Origin of the sequence: Pseudomonas sp. G166, assembly GCF_037027455.2 — a bacterium.
GTDB lineage: Bacteria > Pseudomonadota > Gammaproteobacteria > Pseudomonadales > Pseudomonadaceae > Aquipseudomonas.
Genome location: NZ_CP146985.1, coordinates 3,264,943 through 3,285,650 on the forward strand (window position 1 = coordinate 3,264,943; position 20,708 = coordinate 3,285,650).

The 20,708-nt window shown below is 61.2% G+C and carries 13 protein-coding genes; 11 read left to right on the plus strand and 2 right to left on the minus strand.

What is annotated here, in order from left to right; all coding sequences use genetic code 11:
* The first annotated feature begins 63 nt into the window (after positions 1-63).
* The 4 genes from SGN16_RS14200 (at position 64) to SGN16_RS14215 (ending at position 7,529) form a co-directional block, all read left to right on the plus strand.
* On the plus strand, positions 64-1,539 hold the full coding sequence (locus SGN16_RS14200) for a hypothetical protein (RefSeq protein WP_335944775.1): 1,476 nt from the start codon (positions 64-66) through the stop codon (positions 1,537-1,539).
* A gap of 96 nt (positions 1,540-1,635) precedes the next feature.
* Positions 1,636-3,033, plus strand: coding sequence for a PLP-dependent aminotransferase family protein (locus tag SGN16_RS14205; protein WP_210645036.1), 1,398 nt, complete (start codon positions 1,636-1,638; stop codon positions 3,031-3,033).
* Positions 3,034-3,123: 90 nt separating this feature from the next.
* A complete protein-coding gene (gene pgm, locus SGN16_RS14210) occupies positions 3,124-4,770 on the plus strand; it encodes a phosphoglucomutase (alpha-D-glucose-1,6-bisphosphate-dependent) (protein WP_335944776.1) in 1,647 nt (548 codons plus the stop codon).
* A gap of 287 nt (positions 4,771-5,057) precedes the next feature.
* Complete coding sequence (locus tag SGN16_RS14215; protein WP_335944777.1) at positions 5,058-7,529, plus strand: UvrD-helicase domain-containing protein; 2,472 nt, start codon at positions 5,058-5,060, stop codon at positions 7,527-7,529.
* Positions 7,530-7,575: 46 nt separating this feature from the next.
* Here the strand turns inward: SGN16_RS14215 and SGN16_RS14220 are convergent, their stop codons facing one another.
* Both SGN16_RS14220 and SGN16_RS14225 read right to left on the minus strand, forming a co-directional pair.
* Positions 7,576-7,854 (minus strand): DUF1652 domain-containing protein, encoded by a 279-nt coding sequence (locus tag SGN16_RS14220; RefSeq protein ID WP_003201764.1) that lies wholly within the window; start codon positions 7,852-7,854, stop codon positions 7,576-7,578.
* A 193-nt stretch (positions 7,855-8,047) separates the two neighbouring features.
* Positions 8,048-9,511 (minus strand): MFS transporter, encoded by a 1,464-nt coding sequence (locus SGN16_RS14225; protein ID WP_335944778.1) that lies wholly within the window; start codon positions 9,509-9,511, stop codon positions 8,048-8,050.
* Between the two features lie 129 nt (positions 9,512-9,640).
* Between SGN16_RS14225 and SGN16_RS14230 the strand changes: the two genes are divergently transcribed.
* The 7 genes from SGN16_RS14230 (at position 9,641) to SGN16_RS14260 (ending at position 20,620) form a co-directional block, all read left to right on the plus strand.
* On the plus strand, positions 9,641-10,546 hold the full coding sequence (locus SGN16_RS14230; protein WP_210645044.1) for a LysR family transcriptional regulator: 906 nt from the start codon (positions 9,641-9,643) through the stop codon (positions 10,544-10,546).
* A 331-nt stretch (positions 10,547-10,877) separates the two neighbouring features.
* Positions 10,878-12,335 carry a serralysin family metalloprotease gene (locus tag SGN16_RS14235; protein WP_335944779.1) on the plus strand — a complete coding sequence of 486 codons (1,458 nt, stop codon included), beginning with the start codon at positions 10,878-10,880 and terminating at the stop codon, positions 12,333-12,335.
* A gap of 58 nt (positions 12,336-12,393) precedes the next feature.
* Positions 12,394-12,831 (plus strand): AprI/Inh family metalloprotease inhibitor, encoded by a 438-nt coding sequence (locus tag SGN16_RS14240; protein WP_210645048.1) that lies wholly within the window; start codon positions 12,394-12,396, stop codon positions 12,829-12,831.
* A 117-nt stretch (positions 12,832-12,948) separates the two neighbouring features.
* Complete coding sequence (locus SGN16_RS14245; RefSeq protein WP_335944780.1) at positions 12,949-14,727, plus strand: type I secretion system permease/ATPase; 1,779 nt, start codon at positions 12,949-12,951, stop codon at positions 14,725-14,727.
* Positions 14,724-16,058 (plus strand): HlyD family type I secretion periplasmic adaptor subunit, encoded by a 1,335-nt coding sequence (locus SGN16_RS14250; protein ID WP_210645052.1) that lies wholly within the window; start codon positions 14,724-14,726, stop codon positions 16,056-16,058. The genes SGN16_RS14245 and SGN16_RS14250 overlap by 4 nt, the downstream gene beginning before the upstream one ends.
* Before the next feature lie 14 nt (positions 16,059-16,072).
* A complete protein-coding gene (locus SGN16_RS14255) occupies positions 16,073-17,416 on the plus strand; it encodes a TolC family outer membrane protein (protein ID WP_335944781.1) in 1,344 nt (447 codons plus the stop codon).
* Positions 17,417-17,599: 183 nt separating this feature from the next.
* Positions 17,600-20,620, plus strand: a complete 3,021-nt coding sequence (locus SGN16_RS14260) for an autotransporter domain-containing protein (RefSeq protein ID WP_335944841.1) — start codon at positions 17,600-17,602, stop codon at positions 20,618-20,620.
* Positions 20,621-20,708: the final 88 nt, after the last annotated feature.

Below are 20,708 nucleotides of genomic sequence, written 5' to 3' on the forward strand. Positions count from 1 at the left end.
CACGTCGCACGCTCACGTTGGTGCGAGTGCGACGCCGATATTCGAATTTCCAGGTAAATGGCTATGAGTGCAATTCATGAGCAAGCAATGACTCACGTATATCAGCAGATATTGCAACGACTGTTGGGTTTTTATTCCCGTGCAGAACGCACCGCGTTGCAGCTTTTGATCCAGCGTTTAATTGTCGCCGCCGGAGGCATTGAACGGATTGGCGATTATCGCGTGCTGACGGTCCAGAACGGCAGTCGGGACAGTTTTTACGTGTTGACGGCCTTGCGAGCCGCGCAACTGAGCATCGCGGGCAGGCATCCGGTGACCTTTGACTTGCGCGTCGCCACGCCGCGCTTGAGTGAGACTTCCCAGTCGACCCTGGAAAACATCCACCGCTGCTACAGCGCACTATTTGTCTACGACGATCCCCGGGTCGAGCTGCTGATGGCGGATAACCGCGAAGTGATGCCGTTCAAGCACAATCAGCCGCTGTCGACAGCCGGGCATGAAGCCAGCCGCACCGACATGCTGATGCTGGGGCATCTGCGCTCGGCCGACAGCCCCCTGGAGGTGGGCGACGACGGCTACCTGACGATGGCGGAGTTCTATCAGCACATGGCGCGCTGGGAGTCGGGGGTGGATTCACTGGTCAGCAGCGATACGCCGCGCCAACAAAAACAATTCATGTCGGGCCTTCGCCGGGCAACCCGCAAGATCGGCCTGGCCACCGACAACAGCGGCGGCTTCGACAGCCTCTTTGCGCAACTCGATACCCTGGGCGGCGATCTCTACCAGCGATTCTATGGCCAGGATCGCCTCGATGCGTGGAAGCCCGAAGGTCATTTCGAAGCTTGCCGGCGGGTGGGTCATATCGGTATCGACGACCTGATAGTCGCTCGCTCGGAAGAAACCAACTGGCCGCTGTTCAACGAGTTCCTGCGGGTACAGACCGATAGCCTTGTCACCTCGGCGCCCGAAAACGAGTACGTCAGTCCACTCCTGTCAGCACATTTGCATGGCCTGCAGGCCGGTTACCTGCAAGGGCGCAGCTACGAAACGGGCTACGGTGATTATGTGCAGCGGGCGATCATGATCATGCATCGCAAGCAACTGCCAGAACATGCCTGCCTGCACACTCGGGAGCTGTTTGGCACGCCTTCGAGCATCCCCGAGCGCCGTGCTCGGGCCGCCATCGAAGCGCAAAAAAATCTGGGCCTCAACGAAACGCAACTGGTGTGCATGCTCTTCGCCCCCTTCGTGGAGCAAGGGGCAGGGCTGGAGCATTTCCTGCGTTGCTGCCACCCCGGCATGCTGGTGGCGCTGCCGGACCTGCACAAGGCCATGCAGGGCGCGACCATTGCCGACCAGGTGACGCAGTGGATGATCGACGTCAGCGGCTTGCCCATCGATCTGCTCGGCAAGCTGTACCGGGCCAGAATTGCGCCGCCGGAGCAGGACGTCGCCTCGGCGACCGACTCACAGGCCATTGATACAGCAGAAGCCGGGCAGGGCACCGATGGGCTGTGCGAACGCTCGGCCAGGCACTGAGGAGCGAGGTTTGACGGATTCATCCACCCCCTGTCCGGCTTTTGTTCCGGGTGTTCCGGCAAGGTCGGTTACTGCCGGTTCATTGGGGCTGATCCTGTGAAAGGCTGCCGGGAAACAGACTTCGCCTACCAGGCGGTTTATCGATACCTGACGACCCTGATCAACGAATTGGGTGCCGATTCGCGGGTACGCCTGCCGTCGCTGCGACAATTGGCCGAGCGCCTGGACGTGTCGATTTCCACCATCCAGTACGCCTATTCGTTGCTGGAGAAGGAAGGGCGAGTCTATTCGATCGCCAAGTCCGGCTATTACGCGCTGCCGGTGCCTTGTACCGCCACTCTGGACGGTGGTGACGATTTGCTCGAGACCTTGTATGTCAATGCGCGGCGACCGGGCATGTTGGTGCTCAGCGCGGATGAGCCGGCGTCGATGCAGCCACTCGATAGCCCATTGTTGCTGCTTGAGCGCGAACTGCTGCGTCAGTATCCGCGCTCCTGCCAGGCACTTTCGCAACCTTGGGGCGAGTTGGAGCTGCGTGCAGCACTGGCCGCCCGCTACACCTCTTCCGCAGCCCGCTGCTGGAGTGCCGATGACGTCTATATCGGCGCTGATCTGCGCGGTGTCCTGGAAATCCTCATTGCGGTACTGGCACTCAAGGGCGCTACGGTATTGATTGAATCGCCCTGTGACTGGACCGTCCTGCGCTTGCTGCAGGCCGCCGAAATCCGGGTTATCGAACTGCCATTACGGACGGGCGGGGAGTTCGATACCGATCAGTTGGCGCAACTGCTGGCCAGCGAAACGGTGCGCCTGGTGGTGTTGTCTTCGGTCTTGAGCATGCCGAGGGGGACGCTCACGCTTGACCACAACCGCCGTGCGGTGGCCCGTCTGCTGGGGCTGCACGGCACCTGGGTATTGGAGAACGACAGCTACACCGAGCTGGCATTCGAAACAGGTGTCACGCCTTTTCGGGATCTGCTCGATCCTGACCGGTTGATCGTCTATTCCACGTTCGAGAAAACCATTGGGCCAGAGGCGCCTTATGGCTATGTGTTATCGCGTCAGTTGACCCTGCAATTGCAGCGACATTTCTTGTTGCGCGCCTTTCGACTGTCGCCGATCCGCCAGAAAGCCATCGCCCGCTTGTTCAGCAACGGTCGGATCGATCAGCACTTGCTGATTTTGCGGCGCTTGCTGCGTGAAAGCGCCGTGTCGGCGACACACTTGCTCCGCGAGCGGCTGGGAGACAGCCTGCACTGGGTCACGCCTGAAGGTGGCGCGACGATCTGGATGTGCTCGGCGCGTCCGGTCGATCTGCGGCGGGTCTTCCAGCGCCTGCTGGCTCAGCGAATCGTCATCGCGCCGGGGGAACTGTTCAGCATCCATGGGTTGTATTCGCAGCATATGCGCTTGAGCCACGCCTTGAATGGTTCGGCTGACCTGGACGCTGCGCTCTGCGCGCTGGCCGATGCCTTGAGGCTCGAGCCATCCTGATGGAGCAGATGGATCGAACCCATCGCGCCATGGTCGAACTGTCAGTAAACTGCATCCCATTTCCTGAGCCACTCCACCCAGAGGTTTTGCATGACAGTCAGTCCATTTGCGGGCAAGCCGGCACCGGCGCAATTGTTGATCGATATCCCGCGACTGGTAACGGCCTATTACACCGGCCGACCCGATGCCTCGGTTGCGACCCAGCGTGTAGCGTTCGGCACCTCCGGTCATCGTGGCAGTTCCTTCGATCTGGGGTTCAACGAATGGCACGTGCTGGCAATCAGCCAGGCGATCTGCCTGTACCGTGAAGCCCAAGGTATCAACGGGCCGCTGTTTATCGGCATCGACACCCATGCGCTGTCGACCCCGGCGGGCACCAGCGCCCTGGAAGTGTTCGCCGCCAACGGTGTGACCGTGATGATCGCCGAGGGCGACGAGTACACCCCGACGCCGGCGGTTTCCCACGCCATTCTTTGCTACAACCGAGGCCGTACCACGGGCCTGGCGGACGGTATCGTCATCACACCGTCCCACAATCCACCGCAAAGCGGCGGTTACAAATACAACCCCACCAACGGCGGTCCGGCCGATACCCACATCACCAAGTGGATCGAAGCCAAGGCCAATGAACTGCTGGCCAACCAACTGGCTGGCGTCAAGCGCATCAGCTATGAGCAAGCGCTGAAGGCCGATACCACCCACCGTCACGATTACCTCAACACCTATGTGGCGGACCTGATCAATGTCATCGATTTCGATGCCATTCGCGCTGCTGGGCTGCACCTGGGCGTCGATCCGCTGGGCGGTGCCGGGGTGCGCTACTGGCCGGCCATTGCCGAGCATTACCGGTTGGACCTGGAAGTGGTCAACACCGAGGTGGACTCGACCTTCCGCTTCATGACTGTCGATTGGGACGGACAGATCCGCATGGACCCATCCTCCAGCCACGCCATGCAAGGGCTGATTGGCCTGAAGGAGCGCTTCGACGTAGCCTTCGCCTGCGACCCGGACCATGACCGCCATGGCATCGTGACGCCTTCCGGCGGCCTGTTGGCGCCGAACAACTACCTGGCGGTGTCCATCGATTACCTGTTCCAGAACCGCCCGCAATGGCGCGCCGATGCTGCCGTGGGCAAGACCGTGGTCAGCAGCGGCCTGATCGATCGTGTGGCCAAGCGTCTGGGCCGCCGCCTCTACGAAGTGCCGGTAGGCTTCAAGTGGTTTGCCGACGGCTTGTTTGACGGTTCCCTGGGCTTTGGTGGGGAAGAAAGCGCCGGCGCTTCGTTCCTGCGCAAGGACGGTGGCGTATGGAGCACCGACAAGGACGGCCTGATCCCGGCGCTGCTGGCAGCTGAAATGACTGCTCGCACCGGGCGCGACCCAAGCCAGGCCTACCGCGCCCTGACCGATGAGTTGGGTGAACCGTTCTCGGTGCGCGTGGATGCCAAGGCCAGCCCGCAGCAGAAAGCGTTGCTGAGCAAGCTGTCGCCGGACCAGGTGGCGTCCACCGAACTGGCCGGGGAGACGATCCAGAGCATCCTCAGTCACGCGCCAGGTAATGACCAGGCTATTGGCGGGTTGAAGGTGATGACCGAAAACGGCTGGTTTGCGGCGCGTCCGTCGGGTACTGAAGACATCTACAAGATCTACGCCGAAAGCTTCATTGGCGACGACCACCTCAAGCAGTTGGTGGTAGAGGCACAGACGCTGGTGGATGCAGCGATCACTGGTAAGTGATGCTCGCCCGTGACAAGGAAGCTCGCTTCCTTGTCACGGGCCTGTCGCAGTATCAACTCGAATAAATGCATTTAACTTGCTGATTTATATTGGATTGTGTCGGTTAAAACCTTCGTTGCGAGCAAGCTTGCTCGCGACAGCGGTCAGCCAGGCACCCGATGATGCCCTTGTGCTATAGCACTTTCACTTCATCGCCTAAATCCATGACTTTAAAGCTTTTGGGTGGAACCTGACGGCAAATCCAGACACCATAGCCGTCATGGTTTAGAACACCGGAGCCTCCCAGCGTGTCGCAACACACTCCCGATCTTCCCCCTGACCTGTTGCCGTTGGCCCAGATGCCGCTGTTCAAGCGCCTGGCCGCCCGATTTTTTGGCCATGGCCTTACGCGCTTGCGAGCCCAGCACAGGGCGTCCTGGCTACACGGCCAGGCCGATGGCTTTCGCAGCGGCCACACGGCCGGTTTTGACTACGGTTATCAAGAAGGCAGGACCGAAGGGCTGGAAGAGGGTCGCCAGGTCCTGTTGATCCGTGATTCGCGCAGTACCGAACACCCGGCGCCGAAGGTCGATGACCTGCTGTTCGACGACTGGCGCCTGCCGTTGTCCGCCGAACTGAAGAAACGTATCAAGGCAGACGTCGCCCGGTTGCTGCCGGCACAAGCGCAGCCCAGCGCGGCACAATGGAAGATGATTTTCAGCGATACGCCGGCGACCTCGGTAGTGGCCGGAGCGGGAGCGGGCAAATCCACGACCCTGGTGCTGCGCATCGTCCTGCTGGCTCATTACCTGGGTTACGAACTGGACTCGATGACGGTAGTGACCTTTACCCGAGAGTCGCGCAAGGACTTCATCCAGAAGCTGATTGATATGTTTGCCCTGTGGGGGCGAACGATCAGCCTCAAGGAAGCCCGGGACCTGGTGCGCACCTTCCACTCGCGCATCTTGCCCATGGTGCGTAGCCTGCCAGGCTTTGAGCGCCTCCAGGCCTTCGAGACCCTGAGCCATCGTGCCGGACCGGGCGATGACGACCCCCAGGACAACCCCTTCGATCTGCGCATCAACGATGCCCAGCGCCAGCAGCTTAACGCCTGCTATCACCGCCTCTACCAGCGAGATGAGCGTTTCCGTGAGCTGATCAAGCCGTTGTCCCGACATGCATTGCAGCTCAAGGAGTTGGAGCGCGATCACCCGGATGTGCAAAAGCGGGTAGCCGTGACCGAGTTGGCCGCCCAGCGCGATGAGGAGTTGTGCGACGCCATCGAAGACCTGTGGTTTCGTGCCGGGGCCTGGCCGATCAAAGGCATCGAGCCAAAGCGCCAAAGGTTTGAGATCAACGGTTCGACCTTCCATTGCCACGGCTACATTCCGTCCCTGGATGCCTGGGTTGTCCTGGGGTTCGACCCGCGGGAAGACGCCCGGCTAAGTCGTCCGGGCGCCAAATTGAGTCTGCGCGCGGAATGGGCAGTAAAGCGCACACTGTTTCAAGCTTTCTGTCGTAAGCCACTGATATGGCTAGAAAGTTATGAGTCGGCCAAGCGCCTGCTCGCGTCCCTGGCTGGTGACGCCAGTGCCGGTCCCGGGTTCGATTACAAGGTCAAGGGTGAACTCGGTTCAGCGCCATTGCTGGATTGTTTTGTCGCCGCCGCCGGTTTTATCGAGAACCTTGGCTTGGATGTTCCGCAGGCGGTGGGCCGGATGTGCTTTGCCCAGGATGACCCGGATCGCTATTTCTTCGAGGCCTTGAGCCGCTATTGGCGAGCGTTCGAAGATCATTTGCTCGATCAGTCGCCTCCTGTCATGACTTACAACCGGATGTTCGCGCTATTTAGCGAGCACTCGCCGGAAAATTTCAAATTGCTCAGCGATTCACTGCTGCGCCCCTTGTCACACTTAATGATCGATGAATTCCAGGACGTTTCGCCGCAGATCGTCTCCTGGCTTCGTGCAAGTCTTCGCGAGATACGCAGCCGTGGCCCTGCCATGCATGTCGGACGTGGCGCCCAGCGCTCCTCCTTATTGTGTGTGGGGGACGATTGGCAATCGATCTATGGCTGGCGCGGCAGTTCCCCAAGCTATTTCATGGGGTTCGACAAGCAATTCCCGTCGCCGACAAGCACCCGGGTGATGCTCACTGACAACTACCGCAGCCACCAGCACATCATTGACGCTGCCGAGCACGTCGTGCGTGCGGCAACAGCGATTCCGGGTAAAAAGGCCAAGGCCAGTGGCAAACCCCGTTCGCTGAACCCGGTCAACGTGCTGGATCGGGACGACGAGGGCTTGGCGAAGCGACTGGAGGAACACTACCGCAAGGGCGACTCGATCTTGATGCTGTATCGAAAAAGCAGCGATAAGCTACTGATACAAAAACATATAAGCTCAACAGTTAATGTAGATTCTAGCTTGCCATACGAAGCCCGGCGCCTCAGGCAGATGACCTATCACAGCGCCAAGGGCTTGCAGGCCGATGCGGTGTTCTTGCTGGGCGACTGCCAACATTTGACCAGCTCGCCCTACAAGAATCAGGTCTACCGAATGGCTGGGCTCGGCCAGGACGGGGATGCCGAGCCGTACGACACGGCACAAAAAGACGAAATCCTGCGCCTGGCCTACGTGGGCATTACTCGCGCGGTGCAACATTGCTATTGGTACGTTGACGGCCCAGATGGGCAAGCGGCCAATGCGCCCAAGGCCTCGGATCGGATCGGGACGGGCAAGCCGTTCTTCGCTGACCATCGCCGCACTCGCAACGGCTAAAACCAACGCCGACAAAAAAGCCCACATCGATGTGGGCTTCTTTTTGTCAGGAGGCAAATCGTCGTAAGCCCACCGGTGGTACGAAGGCTTCCAGCTCGGCCTCCACCGCTTCGATTATTCGTTCCACATCCGGAGCGTTCATCACGGTCGCGCAGGGGATACCCGCAATGGCGATCATGGTTTCGCCGCTGGCACGGTCAAACAACCTGGCGACCATACTGCCGGGCGCGTCCATGCTGGCTTCAAATCCCATGGGATGGAAGTGCCAGCGCATTAACTGGCAGGCATTGGGGAACGTAACCTTGCTGAAAGATCCTTTATTCATGTGTTGCCCGCCTTCTTCAATCGAGCGCTTCCTTTTGCTCATGTCAGGAAGGAAGAGCCGTCATGGCTCTACCAGTGAGAACTAAAAGTAGCACCTGAAAATGAAAGGCATGTGGCTTTTTTCAGTCCGTTTTGCGATTGGTTCACTTTTTTTGATCTGCATCACGACTTAAACACTATTGCTCAAAGTGCCATCATCCTTTGCAGGCGGTGTCCTGGGGTTCAATCGAAGGCTCTGGCTCACGGTATTTCAAGGCGATGCCCGCTGCGAAAATCATCAGCGCCAAGGCGCTGGCGAAGGTAATTCGCAAGCCGTTTGCAACCGCTTCAGGGGTGGCGGAAATGATGCCATTCGTCGGCAAAGCCGTCGCAAATATCGCGCCGAGCACCGAGGCACCGGTAAAGAAACCCAGGTTTCGTGACAAGTTGAGCATCCCGGCAATCACACCACGCCGTTGGGCGGGTACATCCGTCATGACCGCCGCGTTGTTGGCAGTCTGGAACAACGCATAGCCGAGGGTTGTCACCACGATAGCGGCGACATAGCCGCCTACGCCAAGGATCGGCGACATCAGCGACAGCATCAGACAGCCGAAGACCATGGTCGCCAGACCGACGAGGCGCATGGGGCGCACGCCGAAGCGGTCTGCCAGGCGCCCGGCAGGCATTCCAGCGAGCGCGGCAACGGACGGCCCGGCGGCCAGCACCAGCCCGACCAGTGCCGCGGGTAGCCCGAGGGCGATGGACAGGTAAAAAGGCCCGACCAGCAAAGTCGCCATCATGACCGCCGCGACCAGCGCACTGGTGGCCAGCCCCGAGACCAGCAGGCGATCGCGAAACAGGGCCAAGGGAATCAATGGCGAAGCCACCCGGCCTTGGGCCAGGATGAACAGCCCGGCCCCAAGGATCGCAGCCAGCAGTAGCACAATATTCGACCAACCGAAGTCCCCACGTCCTGAGGTCATGGCCAGGGCATAAGCAGCCAGTGTCGCGGCCAGCAACAGGGTACCCGTCACATCGAAGCGGATCTTTCCCGCTTTCGCCGCAGGCCGGGCGGGCAATGAACGCCATGCCAAGCAAAACGTCAGCAGCCCGAGGGGAAGGTTGACCAGGAACAAGGCCTGCCAGCCGAACCGGGCGATCAACGCACCACCGACAGAGGGCCCCAGCGCCGTGCCAACCGCCGACAACGTGGCCAGCAGCCCCATGGCGCTGCCGGTCTTATCCTTGTCGACGGTCTCGCCAACCAGGGCCATGGTCAGCGTCATCATGACGGCCGCCCCTAACCCTTGCAGTGCTCGGCCGGCAATCAGCCACCCCAGGGACGGCGCCAGGCCACACCAGGCCGATGCGAGCGTGAACAGGAGAATCCCGGCCAGCAGCAGCGCTCGACGTCCGACCACGTCTCCCAGGCGCCCGACGCTGACAATCAACGTAGTGATCGCCAGCAAGTAAGCCAGCACGACCCATTGGACTTGCTGAAAAGAGGCGTCGAAGGCTTGGGTGAGGGCGGGCAGGCCGACGGTGGCGACACTGGCGCCCAGAGACGCCAGTAGCGTCGAAAGCGCCAGGCTGGCTAACGCCCAGCGCGCTGAAACGACCCGTTGCGCCCCGGTTGCTGGCGACAGACGGTGTGGTGCATTGATTGGCTTGTTCATGTGTTCTTCTCTGCGGCTGGCGAAACGGAGCTATCAGAACGTTACGCCTGGGCATAACATGGCGGAAGACGCACCATTTGCATGTTATAGCTGCATACAACGCCATCTCTCCATGCCAGGGCCCGGCAAATGTCTACTCCCGACCTCAATCTGCTTGTCACCCTTGATGTACTGCTATCTGAAGGCAGTGTGGCCAAGGCCGCTCGACGATTGCGACTGAGCCCATCGGCCATGAGCCGGGCGTTGGCACGGTTGCGCGAAACCACTGGCGATCCGCTGTTGGTAAGGGCTGGGCGCGGCCTGGTTCCGACGCCCCGGGCCCTGGCGTTGCGCGAGCAGGTCAGCCAGTTGGTCCAGGATGCCCAAGCGGTGCTGCGCCCAGCGCTGGCCCCGGATCTGCGACGGTTGAGCCGGACCTTTACGCTGCGCACCCGCGAAGGGTTCGTGGAGAATTTCGCGGTGGACCTGATGGCCCACATCAACGCACAGGCACCCGCTGTACGCTTGCGTTTTGTGGACAAGGCAGACAGGGATAGCACGGCCCTGCGCGAGGGCACCGTGGACCTGGAAACCGCGGTGGTAGACACGGGCACCAGCCCGGAATTGCGCACCCAGGCCTTGTTTGGCGACCGCGTGATCGGTGTAGTGCGCTCGGGGCACCCGCTGAGCCAGGGAGCGGTGAGCACCGCCGAGTACCTGGCGGGCGGGCACATTGGCATTTCCCTGCGCGGCCTGGATCATGGCCCCGTCGACGAGGCCTTGGGGCCCTTGAATCTAGCACGGGACATCGTGACCACTGTCCCGGGTTTTTCCACGGCCCTGGGGCTTGCCCGCTCCAGCGACCTGATCGCCAGCGTTCCGGAACGCTACACCGCCAGTCTGCGCGAGGGCATGCACAGTTTCGCGCTGCCGTTTGCGGTGCCCGGATTCACCATCTCCATGCTTTGGCATCCGCGGATGGATGCCGATCCGGCGCATCGTTGGTTCAGAGGCTGTCTGCGGGAAGTATGCGGACGCAAAATCGCGGCGGTTTAGTAGGTATTAATTAATAGCACTTCACTGGCACTTAGTTGATAGAACTGCGACACCGCCGGCAATTCGGCATTTATCGATATTTAATATTTAAATAGACTTTTGTCCGACAATCTTAAAGCTCTTCCCCGCACGCCGGCACTAGCGCAGGCGCAATCCCATTGTTTGCGGGAGTTGTAGGTGAATTCGACTAATTGAATAAAAAAATGGCTGGACGTTTGATTTCGAATTGTGTCAGCTTTCTTACGTCCTCATTGGGCGAGTGATAGGACGATCTCGCCAGAGATTGTCTGTCTGACAAAAACTGTTCCATTGCAAACAAGGAAGTGTGTTTATGTCGAAAGTCAAATCCAACGCTATTGAGTCTTCCGAGCAATTGTTCCTGGCGCCGCAATCCTTAGCGGCTGCCAGTAGCGCATTCAACCAGATCAATAGTTTCAGCCATCAATACGACCGGGGCGGTAATCTGACCGTCAACGGTAAACCGTCGTACTCTGTCGACGAGGCGGCTACCCAGTTGCTGCGCGACGGCGCGGCGTATCAGGACCGGGACGGCAGCGGCAAGATCGAGCTGACCTATACCTTCCTGACCTCCGCCTCTTCGAGCACCATGAACAAGCACGGGATCAGCGGTTTCAGCCAGTTCAGTGCCCAGCAGAAGGGCCAGGCAGCCCTCGCCATGCAATCCTGGGCAGACGTGGCCAACGTCACCTTCACCGAGAAGGCCAGCGGTGGCGACGGCCACATGACCTTCGGCAACTATAGCGGCGGCCAGGATGGCGCTGCGGCGTTTGCTTATCTGCCGGGGACCGGTGCCGGCTACGACGGGACGTCCTGGTACCTGATCAACAGCAGTTACACCCAGAACAAGAACCCGGACCTGAATAACTACGGTCGCCAGACCCTGACCCACGAAATCGGCCACACCCTGGGCCTGGCACACCCTGGCGACTACAACGCCGGTGAAGGCAGCCCGACCTACGATGACGCCACTTATGGCCAGGACACCCGTGGCTACAGCGTCATGAGTTACTGGAGTGAAAGCAATACCGATCAGAACTTCAGCAAGGGCGGCGTCGAGGCCTATGCGTCGGGTCCGCTGATGGATGACATCGCAGCTATCCAGAAACTCTACGGCGCCAACACCAGCACCCGCACTGGCGATACGACCTATGGCTTCAACTCCAACACCGATCGCGACTTCCTCAGTGCATCCTCGTCCTCGGACAAAGTGGTGTTTTCGGTGTGGGACGCCGGCGGTCGCGACACCCTGGATTTTTCCGGTTTTACCCAAAACCAGAAAATCAACCTCAATGACGCCTCGTTCTCCGACGTTGGCGGTATGGTCGGTAACGTTTCCATTGCCAAGGGCGCGGTCATCGAGAACGCCACGGGCGGCTCGGGCAGCGACCTGCTGATCGGCAACTCGGTGGCCAACGAACTCAAGGGTGGGGCCGGCAACGATATCCTCTGGGGCGCCGGTGGTGCGGACAAACTGTGGGGCGGTTCGGGCTCGGACACTTTCGTGTTCGCCGCCAGTACCGATTCGCGACCCGGTACTGTCGATCAAATCCTCGACTTCGTCAGCGGCCTGGACAAGATCGACCTGACCGGCATCACCAAGGGCGCTGGCCTGCACTTCGTGAACGCGTTCACCGGTGCGGCAGGCGATGCGGTGCTGTCGACCTCGGGTGGTAACAGCCTGCTGTCGGTGGACTTCTCCGGCCACGGCGTGGCTGACTTCCTGGTCAGCACCGTTGGCCAGGCAGCGGTCTCGGATATCGTGGCCTGATGATCTGCTCCCGCGGGGGTAACTGCTCCTGCGGGACTCCCCGGCCAGGATGAAAGCAATGCGCAAAGAATTTACACCCTGTAGCCCCCAGGCAACCGCCTGGTTATTCGCTACGTTGATGATGTTTTGTGGAGAAACCGCCATGGCGCGCAGCCTGTTGTTAGCAGAACCCTCACAGTTGGCCGGTCAGTGGCTGGCCGTTTTGTCGGGGCCGCAGGAAAGTGCGCAAACCCAGGCGTTGCAGGACAAACCGTCCAATACCTGCCTCATCGAGCTCAGGGCAGACCAGACCCTGGGCGGGCAAACCGATTGCCTGGGCCACTGGTTGGGGGATGAGCCGGTGCATTGGTTTACCGAGCCCGACGGTCTTTCCCTGATCGGCAAGCAGAACACCAGAGTTCATCTGGGCCTGCGCCAGGAACAGCACTACCAAGTTACTTTGAAGTCAGGCCTGTTACTTATCCTTGAACGAAACAAGGCCCAGGCCCCACGTTAACGAACTCGTACAATCATTAACCCCATGCCTGTTTAACAGGCGTGGCCCGATTTAATTATTAAAGATGGGTAGTTGAGTCTGCCGGGTATCTGGCGAAGCCTATAGCAAGGACGATGCATGAATAGGGCAAGGAACGCGGCAGCAGTGCCACTCTTTAAGGCGCTGGGCGATTATAAGAACATTCTGATCAGCGTCGGTTGTTTTACTGCGCTGATTAACGTCCTGATGCTGGCACCTTCGATTTATATGCTGCAGGTATATGACCGAGGGCTTTCCTCTCAGAACGAAACCACCCTGGCAATGTTGTCCTTGATGGTGGTGGGGTTCTTTGTATTTATCGGGCTGCTGGAAATGCTGCGCAGCTTCATTGTCATCCGCATCGGCAGCCAGTTGGAAAGACGTTTCAACCTCCAGGTGTATAAAGCCGCGTTCGAGCGCAATCTGCTCCAGGGCGAGGGCAACGCCGGACAATCCCTGGGCGACCTGACTCATGTCCGCCAGTTCGTCACGGGGCCTGCCTTGTTCGCATTCTTCGACGCACCCTGGTTCCCCATCTACCTGCTGGTGATCTATCTGTTCAACGTCTGGCTCGGCGTGTTTGCCACCGTCGGCACGTTGTTGTTGATTGGCCTGGCCTGCCTGAATGAACTCATGACCAAAAAGCCCTTGGGGCAGGCCAGCGTGTACTCGCAACAGTCCAGCCAGTTGGCCACCAGCCATTTGCACAATGCCGAAACCATTCAGGCCATGGGCATGCTTGGCGCGCTGCGCAGCCGTTGGTTTGCCGTGCACTCGCGGTTCCTTGGCCTGCAGAACCAGGCCAGCGATACCGGCGCGGTGATCAGTTCCTTGAGCAAGACCCTGCGCCTGTGCCTGCAATCCCTGGTACTGGGTTTGGGCGCGCTGTTGGTGATCAAGGGCGAGATGACCGCCGGGATGATGATTGCCGGCTCGATCCTGATGGGCCGGGTGCTGAGCCCCATCGACCAGTTGATTGCCGTATGGAAGCAGTGGAGCGGCGCCAAGCTAGCCTATCGCCGCCTCGAGGCGCTGTTGCAGGCTTACCCGGCACAGGATGATGCCATGGCATTGCCGGCGCCCAAGGGCCAGGTGAGTTTCGAACAGGTGAGCGCCGGCCCGCCGGGGCAACGCAACGCGACGTTGCAACAAGTCAGCTTTAGCCTGGCGGCCGGGGAAGTGCTCGGGGTGCTGGGGGCGTCGGGCTCCGGTAAATCCACCCTGGCCCGTGTGCTGGTGGGTGTATGGCCAACCCTGGGCGGCACGGTGCGGCTCGATGGGGCCGATATCCACCGCTGGAATCGTGACCTGCTTGGCCCGCACGTCGGCTATCTGCCCCAGGACATCGAGCTGTTCAGCGGCAGCATTGCCGAGAATATCGCCCGCTTTCGCGAAGCCGACCCGCAAAAGGTTGTCGCCGCTGCGCATCAGGCCGGTGTCCATGAACTGATCCTGCGCATGCCCCAGGGCTACGACACGGTGCTGGGAGAGGACGGCGGTGGTTTGTCGGGCGGGCAGAAGCAAAGGGTGGCCTTGGCCCGAGCGATGTACGACCGGCCGAGCCTGGTGGTACTCGACGAGCCCAACTCCAACCTCGATACGGTCGGTGAGGCGGCATTGGCCAGCGCCATCGCGCAGATGAAGGCGCAAGGCACCAGCGTCGTGCTGGTGACCCATCGATCCTCGGCGCTGGCCCAGGCCGACAAGTTGCTGGTGCTCAACGAAGGCCGGCTGCAGGCCTTCGGGCCGAGCCAGGAAGTACTGCGGGCGCTGTCCGGCCAATCGGAGACGCCACAACGGGACCGGCCCCACGCAACCCCTAACGGGCTGAGCATGAGTCGCCAGTATCAGGCCACCAACAAGCCCAGCGGCGCATGAGCAAGGATCGCGACATGAACCTCGAACAACCTCAAATCCTCGAACGTCCCGAACATGGCGCTCGGTTCTTTACCCGCCTGGGCTGGGCACTGGTGATTCTTGGTGCGGGCAGCTTTTTCACTTGGGCCAGCCTGGCGCCGTTGGACCAGGGTATCCCGGTGCAGGGCACCGTGGTGGTGTCCGGCAAGCGCAAAGCCGTACAGTCGATGAGCAGCGGCGTGGTCAGCAGGATCCTGGTGCGCGAAGGCGAGTCGGTGAAGCAGGGCCAGGCGCTGTTTCGTCTCGACCAGACCCAGGCCGCCGCCGATGTGCAATCGTTGCAAGCCCAGTATCGGATGGCCTGGGCCAGCCTGGCGCGCTGGCAGAGCGAGCGGGACAACCTCGGGCAAGTGAGTTTCCCGACGCAACTGAGCCAAGACTCGGACCCGCGTCTGGCATTGGTGCTCGAAGGCCAGCGGCAACTGTTCAGCAGTCGCCGCGAAGCGTTTGCCCGGGAACAGTCCGCGTTGCGTGCCAACATCGAAGGCGCCACGGCGCAACTGGCGGGCATGCGCCGGGCCCGCAGTGACCTCACGGCCCAGGCCGACTCCCTGCGCCTGCAACTGGGTAACCTGCAACCCTTGGCGGACAATGGTTACATCCCGCGCAACCGCTTGCTGGACTATCAACGTCAATTGTCACAAGTGCAGCAGGAACTGGCGCAGAACAGCGGCGAAAGCGGGCGGGTGGAGCAGGGGATCGTCGAGTCCCGGCTGAAGCTGCAGCAACACAACGAGGAATACCAGAAAGAAGTGCGCAGCCAGTTGGCAGAGGCCCAGCTCAAGAGCGAAACCCTGCAACAGCAACTGAAATCCGCCGGGTTCGAGCTGCAACACAGCGAGATCCTCGCCACCGCCGACGGCATCGCCGTCAATCTCGGCGTACACACCGAAGGCGCCGTGGTGCGCCAGGGTGACACTTTGCTGGAAATCGTGCCCCAGGGCACGCGGCTCGAAGTGGAGGGGCACTTGCCGGTGCACCTGATCGACAAGGTCGGCGCCCATTTGCCGGTGGACATTCTCTTCACCGCCTTCAACCAGAACCGCACGCCACGGGTGTCGGGGGAGGTCAGCCTGGTGTCTGCCGACCAGATGCTCGATGAGAAAACCGGCGCGCCGTATTACGTGCTGCGCAGCAGCGTCAGCGACGTGGCGATGGAAAAGCTCAACGGACTGGTGATCAAGCCGGGCATGCCGGCGGAAATGTTCGTGCGCACCGGCGAGCGCTCGCTCCTCAACTACTTGTTCAAACCACTGCTCGACCGAGCCGGCTCTGCGTTGACCGAAGAATAAGGATGTCTGTGGGTATGAAGCGTTTTTACTGGCTCGCCGCGTTGACGGCGGCTGTCTGCAATAACGTCTGGGCCATGGGCCCGTTCGACGTCTACGAACAGGCTTTGCGCAATGACCCGGTGTATCTGGGGGCGATCAAGGAGCGCGACGCGGGCCTGGAGAACCGCGCCATTGGCCGCGCCGGGCTGTTGCCACAGCTGGGCTACAGCTACAACAAGGGTCGCAACAAGTCCAAGGTCACCTATCTCAACGAGCGCGGCGCCAGCCAGCATGATGACCGTAACTACAGCAGCTACGGTTCCAGCCTGACCCTGCAACAACCGTTGCTGGACTACGAAGCGTATGCGGCCTATCGCAAAGGTGTGGCCCAGGCGTTGTTCGCTGACGAAAGCTTTCGCGGCAAGAGCCAGGAACTGCTGGTGCGGGTGCTTAGCTATTACACCCAGGCGCTTTTTGCCCAGGACCAGATCGACATCGCCCTGGCCAAGAAAAAGGCTTTCGAACAGCAGTTTCGCCAGAACGAGCACATGTTTCGCCAAGGCGAGGGCACCCGCACCGATATCCTTGAGGCCGAGTCGCGTTATGAGTTGGCAACCGCCGAAGAAATCGAGGCCCGCAACGAGCAAGACGCCTCGTTGCGCGAGCTTGGCGCACTGATTGGCGTTCCGGCCCTGGATATCGGTGACCTTGCGCCGCTGAACGACACCTTCCAGACCTTCCCCCTGCAGCCAGCCAATTTCGACACCTGGCACGAACTGGCAGTGAGCAACAACCCCAACCTGGCGTCCCAGCGGCAGGCCGTGGACGTGGCGCGCTTCGAGGTCGAACGCAACCGCGCCGGACACCTGCCAAAAGTCAGCGCCTACGCGACGATGCGCCAGAGCGAGTCGGAAAGTGGCAACACCTACAACCAACGCTACGACACCAACACCATTGGCCTGGAAGTCAGCGTGCCGCTGTACGCCGGTGGCGGCGTCTCGGCCTCGACCCGCCAGGCCAGCCGCAGCATGGAGCAGGCCGAGTACGAACTGGACGCCAAGACCCGCGAAACCCTGATCGAACTGCGCCGTCAGTTCAGCGCCTGCGTCTCGGGCGTGAACAAACTGCGCGCCTACCAGAAAGCCCTTGCTTCCGCCGAAGCGCTGGTGGTCTCGACCCGGCAAAGCATCCTCGGCGGCGAGCGGGTCAACCTCGACGCCCTCAACGCCGAACAACAGCTTTACACCACCCGCCGCGACCTGGCTCAAGCCCGCTATGACTACCTGATGGCCTGGACCAAGTTGCACTACTACGCCGGCACCTTGGGGGAGCAGGACCTGGCCAAAGTGGATGAGGCGTTTGTGCCCCGGACCCGGTGACCGATGCATGGAAGACCGGTGCTTTTGTGATTCCTCGCCACAGGAGCCAGAGCAAGCCTCAAGAGCCAGGGCAAACCAAAGGATTTTTGCAACAACTAAGGATGGTTCGTGATGAAAATCGATAACAAAAAACAACCCAGGCAGACGGGGCGTGTGTTTCTGCCCAAGACCTTCAACCAGGCCATGCTCTGCGCACTGGCAACCCTAGGCACCGCTCAGGCCGCACCCTATGTCGAGAGCGGCAGGCCGGGCGACCCCGACAGCTGGCGCAGCAGCGAACTCAATGCCGAATGGGGCCTGGGGGCAATCAACGCGCAACAGGCCTACGCCGCAGGCTACACCGGTAAGGGCGTCAAGCTGGGGATCTTCGACCAGCCGGTCTACGCGGCTCATCCGGAGTTCTCCGGTAGCGGCAAAGTCGTGACCCTGATCACCAGCGGCATTCGCGAGTACACCGACCCGTATATCCCGGTGAAGGCCGGTGACCCGTTTCGTTACGACGGCTCACCCACCGTCGGTTCGGACGGCAAGCTCGGTTCCCATGGCACCCACGTCGGCGGGATCGCCGCCGGCAGTCGAGATGGCAGCCCGATGCATGGCGTGGCGTTCGATGCGCAGATCATCAGCGCCGACAACGGCGACCCCGGCCCCGAGGACGGCATCATCCTCGGTAATGATGGCGCGGTGTACAAGGCAGGCTGGGATGCACTGATCGCCAGCGGCGCTCGGATCATCAACAACAGCTGGGGCATCGGCATCACCGACCGCTTCGACCAAGGTGGCCGCGACCCGGCATTCCCGCACTTCACCGTGCAGGACGCGCAATTGCAATTCGACCAGATCGAGCCCTTGCTGGGCACCAAGCCCGGTGGCGCCTACGAAGGTGCCATCGCCGCGGCTCGCAGCGGTATCGTGACGATCTTCGCCGCTGGCAACGACTACAACCTCAACAACCCGGATGCCATCGCCGGGCTGGCGTACTTCGTGCCCGATATCGCACCGAACTGGCTCACCGTGGCCGCCCTGCAAACCAACCCCGACACCGCCAGCCCCGATCCGTACACCCTCAGCACCTTCTCATCGCGCTGCGGCTATACCGCCAGCTTCTGCGTGTCGGCACCGGGCACCCGGGTCTACAGCGCCGTGATTGGCGGCACCAGTGCCGATGACTTGACCGTGGGCTACGCCAACAAGAGCGGCACCTCCATGGCCGCTCCACACGTAGCCGGCAGCGTGGCGGTGCTGATGGAGCGCTTCCCATACATGACCGGCGCCCAGGTCGCCAGCGTATTGCGCAGCACCGCCACCGACATGGGCGCGCCGGGTGTCGATGCGCTGTATGGCTGGGGCATGATCAACCTGGGCAAGGCTATCGACGGTCCGTCGATGCTGGTGACCGAGCAGGACATTCCCGACGAGTTCCGAATCGACGGTGCCTACGGCTCCGGCCAATTTGTGGCGGACTTGCCAGGCATCGGCGCGGTCATCGATGCCGGCAAGCCTACGCAGCGCGTGTGCAGCGGCATCCAGTGCGGCCTGGATGTATGGCGCAACGACATTTCCGGTCATGGCGGCCTGACCAAGGAAGGCATCGGCACCTTGGTGCTCAGCGGGAATAACACCTACAGCGGGCCAACCCTGGTCAATGAGGGGCGCCTGGCGGTCAACGGCTCCCTGGCGTCGGCCGTTACTGTCAATGATGGCGGCATCCTCGGCGGCAACGGCCGCATCGCCAGCCTGACCGCCAATCGCGGCGCCAGCGTGGCCCCGGGCAATTCCATCGGCACCTTGCAGGTGGCCGGGGATGTTACGTTCCAGCCCGGTTCGACCTATGCCGTGGAAGTGTCCTCCACCTCCAGCGACCTGATTGTCGCGGGTGGCAAGGCCTCCATCGAGGGAGCAACAGTGTCGCTGTCCCTGGAAAACAGTTCGACACTGCTCACCGCTGGCGAAGTGAAAAGCCTGCTCGGCCGGCAATTCAACATCCTTCAGGCGGCCGGCGGTATCGACGGAAGCTTCGGTGAAGTCCTGCCAAACTACGCGTTTCTTGGCGGGGACCTGGCGTACTCCATCAATGGCGTTCAACTGGCGGTGGCGCGTAACGCCGCGTCCTTCAGCAGCCTTGGCCTGACGCCGAACCAGCGCTCGGTAGCGACTGCCGCCGAGCAATTGGGCGCGGGCAACGGACTCTACGAAGCCTTGCTGTTGTCACCCAGCGCCGCCGCGGCACAACAGGCGTTCCAGCAACTGTCCGGCGAAATTCACCCGGCCATCGGCACGCTGTTGATCAACGACAGTCGCTACCTGCGTGAAGCGGTGGGGGATCGATTGCGCCAGGATGCGCTGTACGACGTCAATACACCGAGCGACACCGCCAGCAACGCCTGGGTCAAGGTGCTCGGCGCCTGGGGTAAAAATGCTGGTGACCATGACAGCGCCAGTTCTACCCATTCCATCGGCGGCTTGCTGGCGGGTGTCGATGGTTTGATCAGGGAGCAGACACGCCTGGGCTTCGTCACCGGTTATAGCGACAGCTCATTGAGCCAAGGTGACGGCACACATTCCTCGGCCAAGGCTGACAGCTATCACCTGGGTGCGTACCTGGGCCATGAAATCGACGCCCTGCGCCTGACCGTCGGCGGTGCCTACAGTTGGCATCGCATCGACGTCAAACGAGACATCCAGTTCGGCGCGGTGAGTGGCCAGGAAAAAGCCAAGCGTGACGCCCAAACCGCCCAGCTGTTCAGCGAAGCCGCGTATCGCCTCGATCTGCAACCCGTGGCCCTGGAGCCGTTCGTCAACCTGGCCTACGTGCACCTGGACAGCGACAGCTTCCATGAAAAAGGCGATGCCGCGGCCCTCAGAAGTGCTGAAGACCGCCGCGATGCCGTGCTCTCGACACTGGGCGCGCGGGCCGGCCACACCCTGACACTGTCGGCGCAACGTCAGTTGCAGTTGTCCGCCACCCTCGGCTGGCAGCACAACCTGAGCAACACCCGTTCCGAACAAGACCTGGCGTTTGTCGGTGGCACGAACACGTTCGCGGTGCAGAGCGTGTCCATGGACCGCAACGCCGCCGTGATCGGCGCCCGTGCCGGCCTGGCGGTGGCCAAGGATGTGCGGGTCAACCTGGACTACAACGGCCTGCTCGGTTCTCGGGATAAAACCCATGGCGTGGGCCTGACGCTGGATTGGCAGTTCTGACCCAGGGGCAGGGCTGAACACGCACTTCTGTGGCGAGGGCGCCTGCACCCTAGGGCTGCTTGGCAGCCCTGGGGTGTACCAGCCGGTT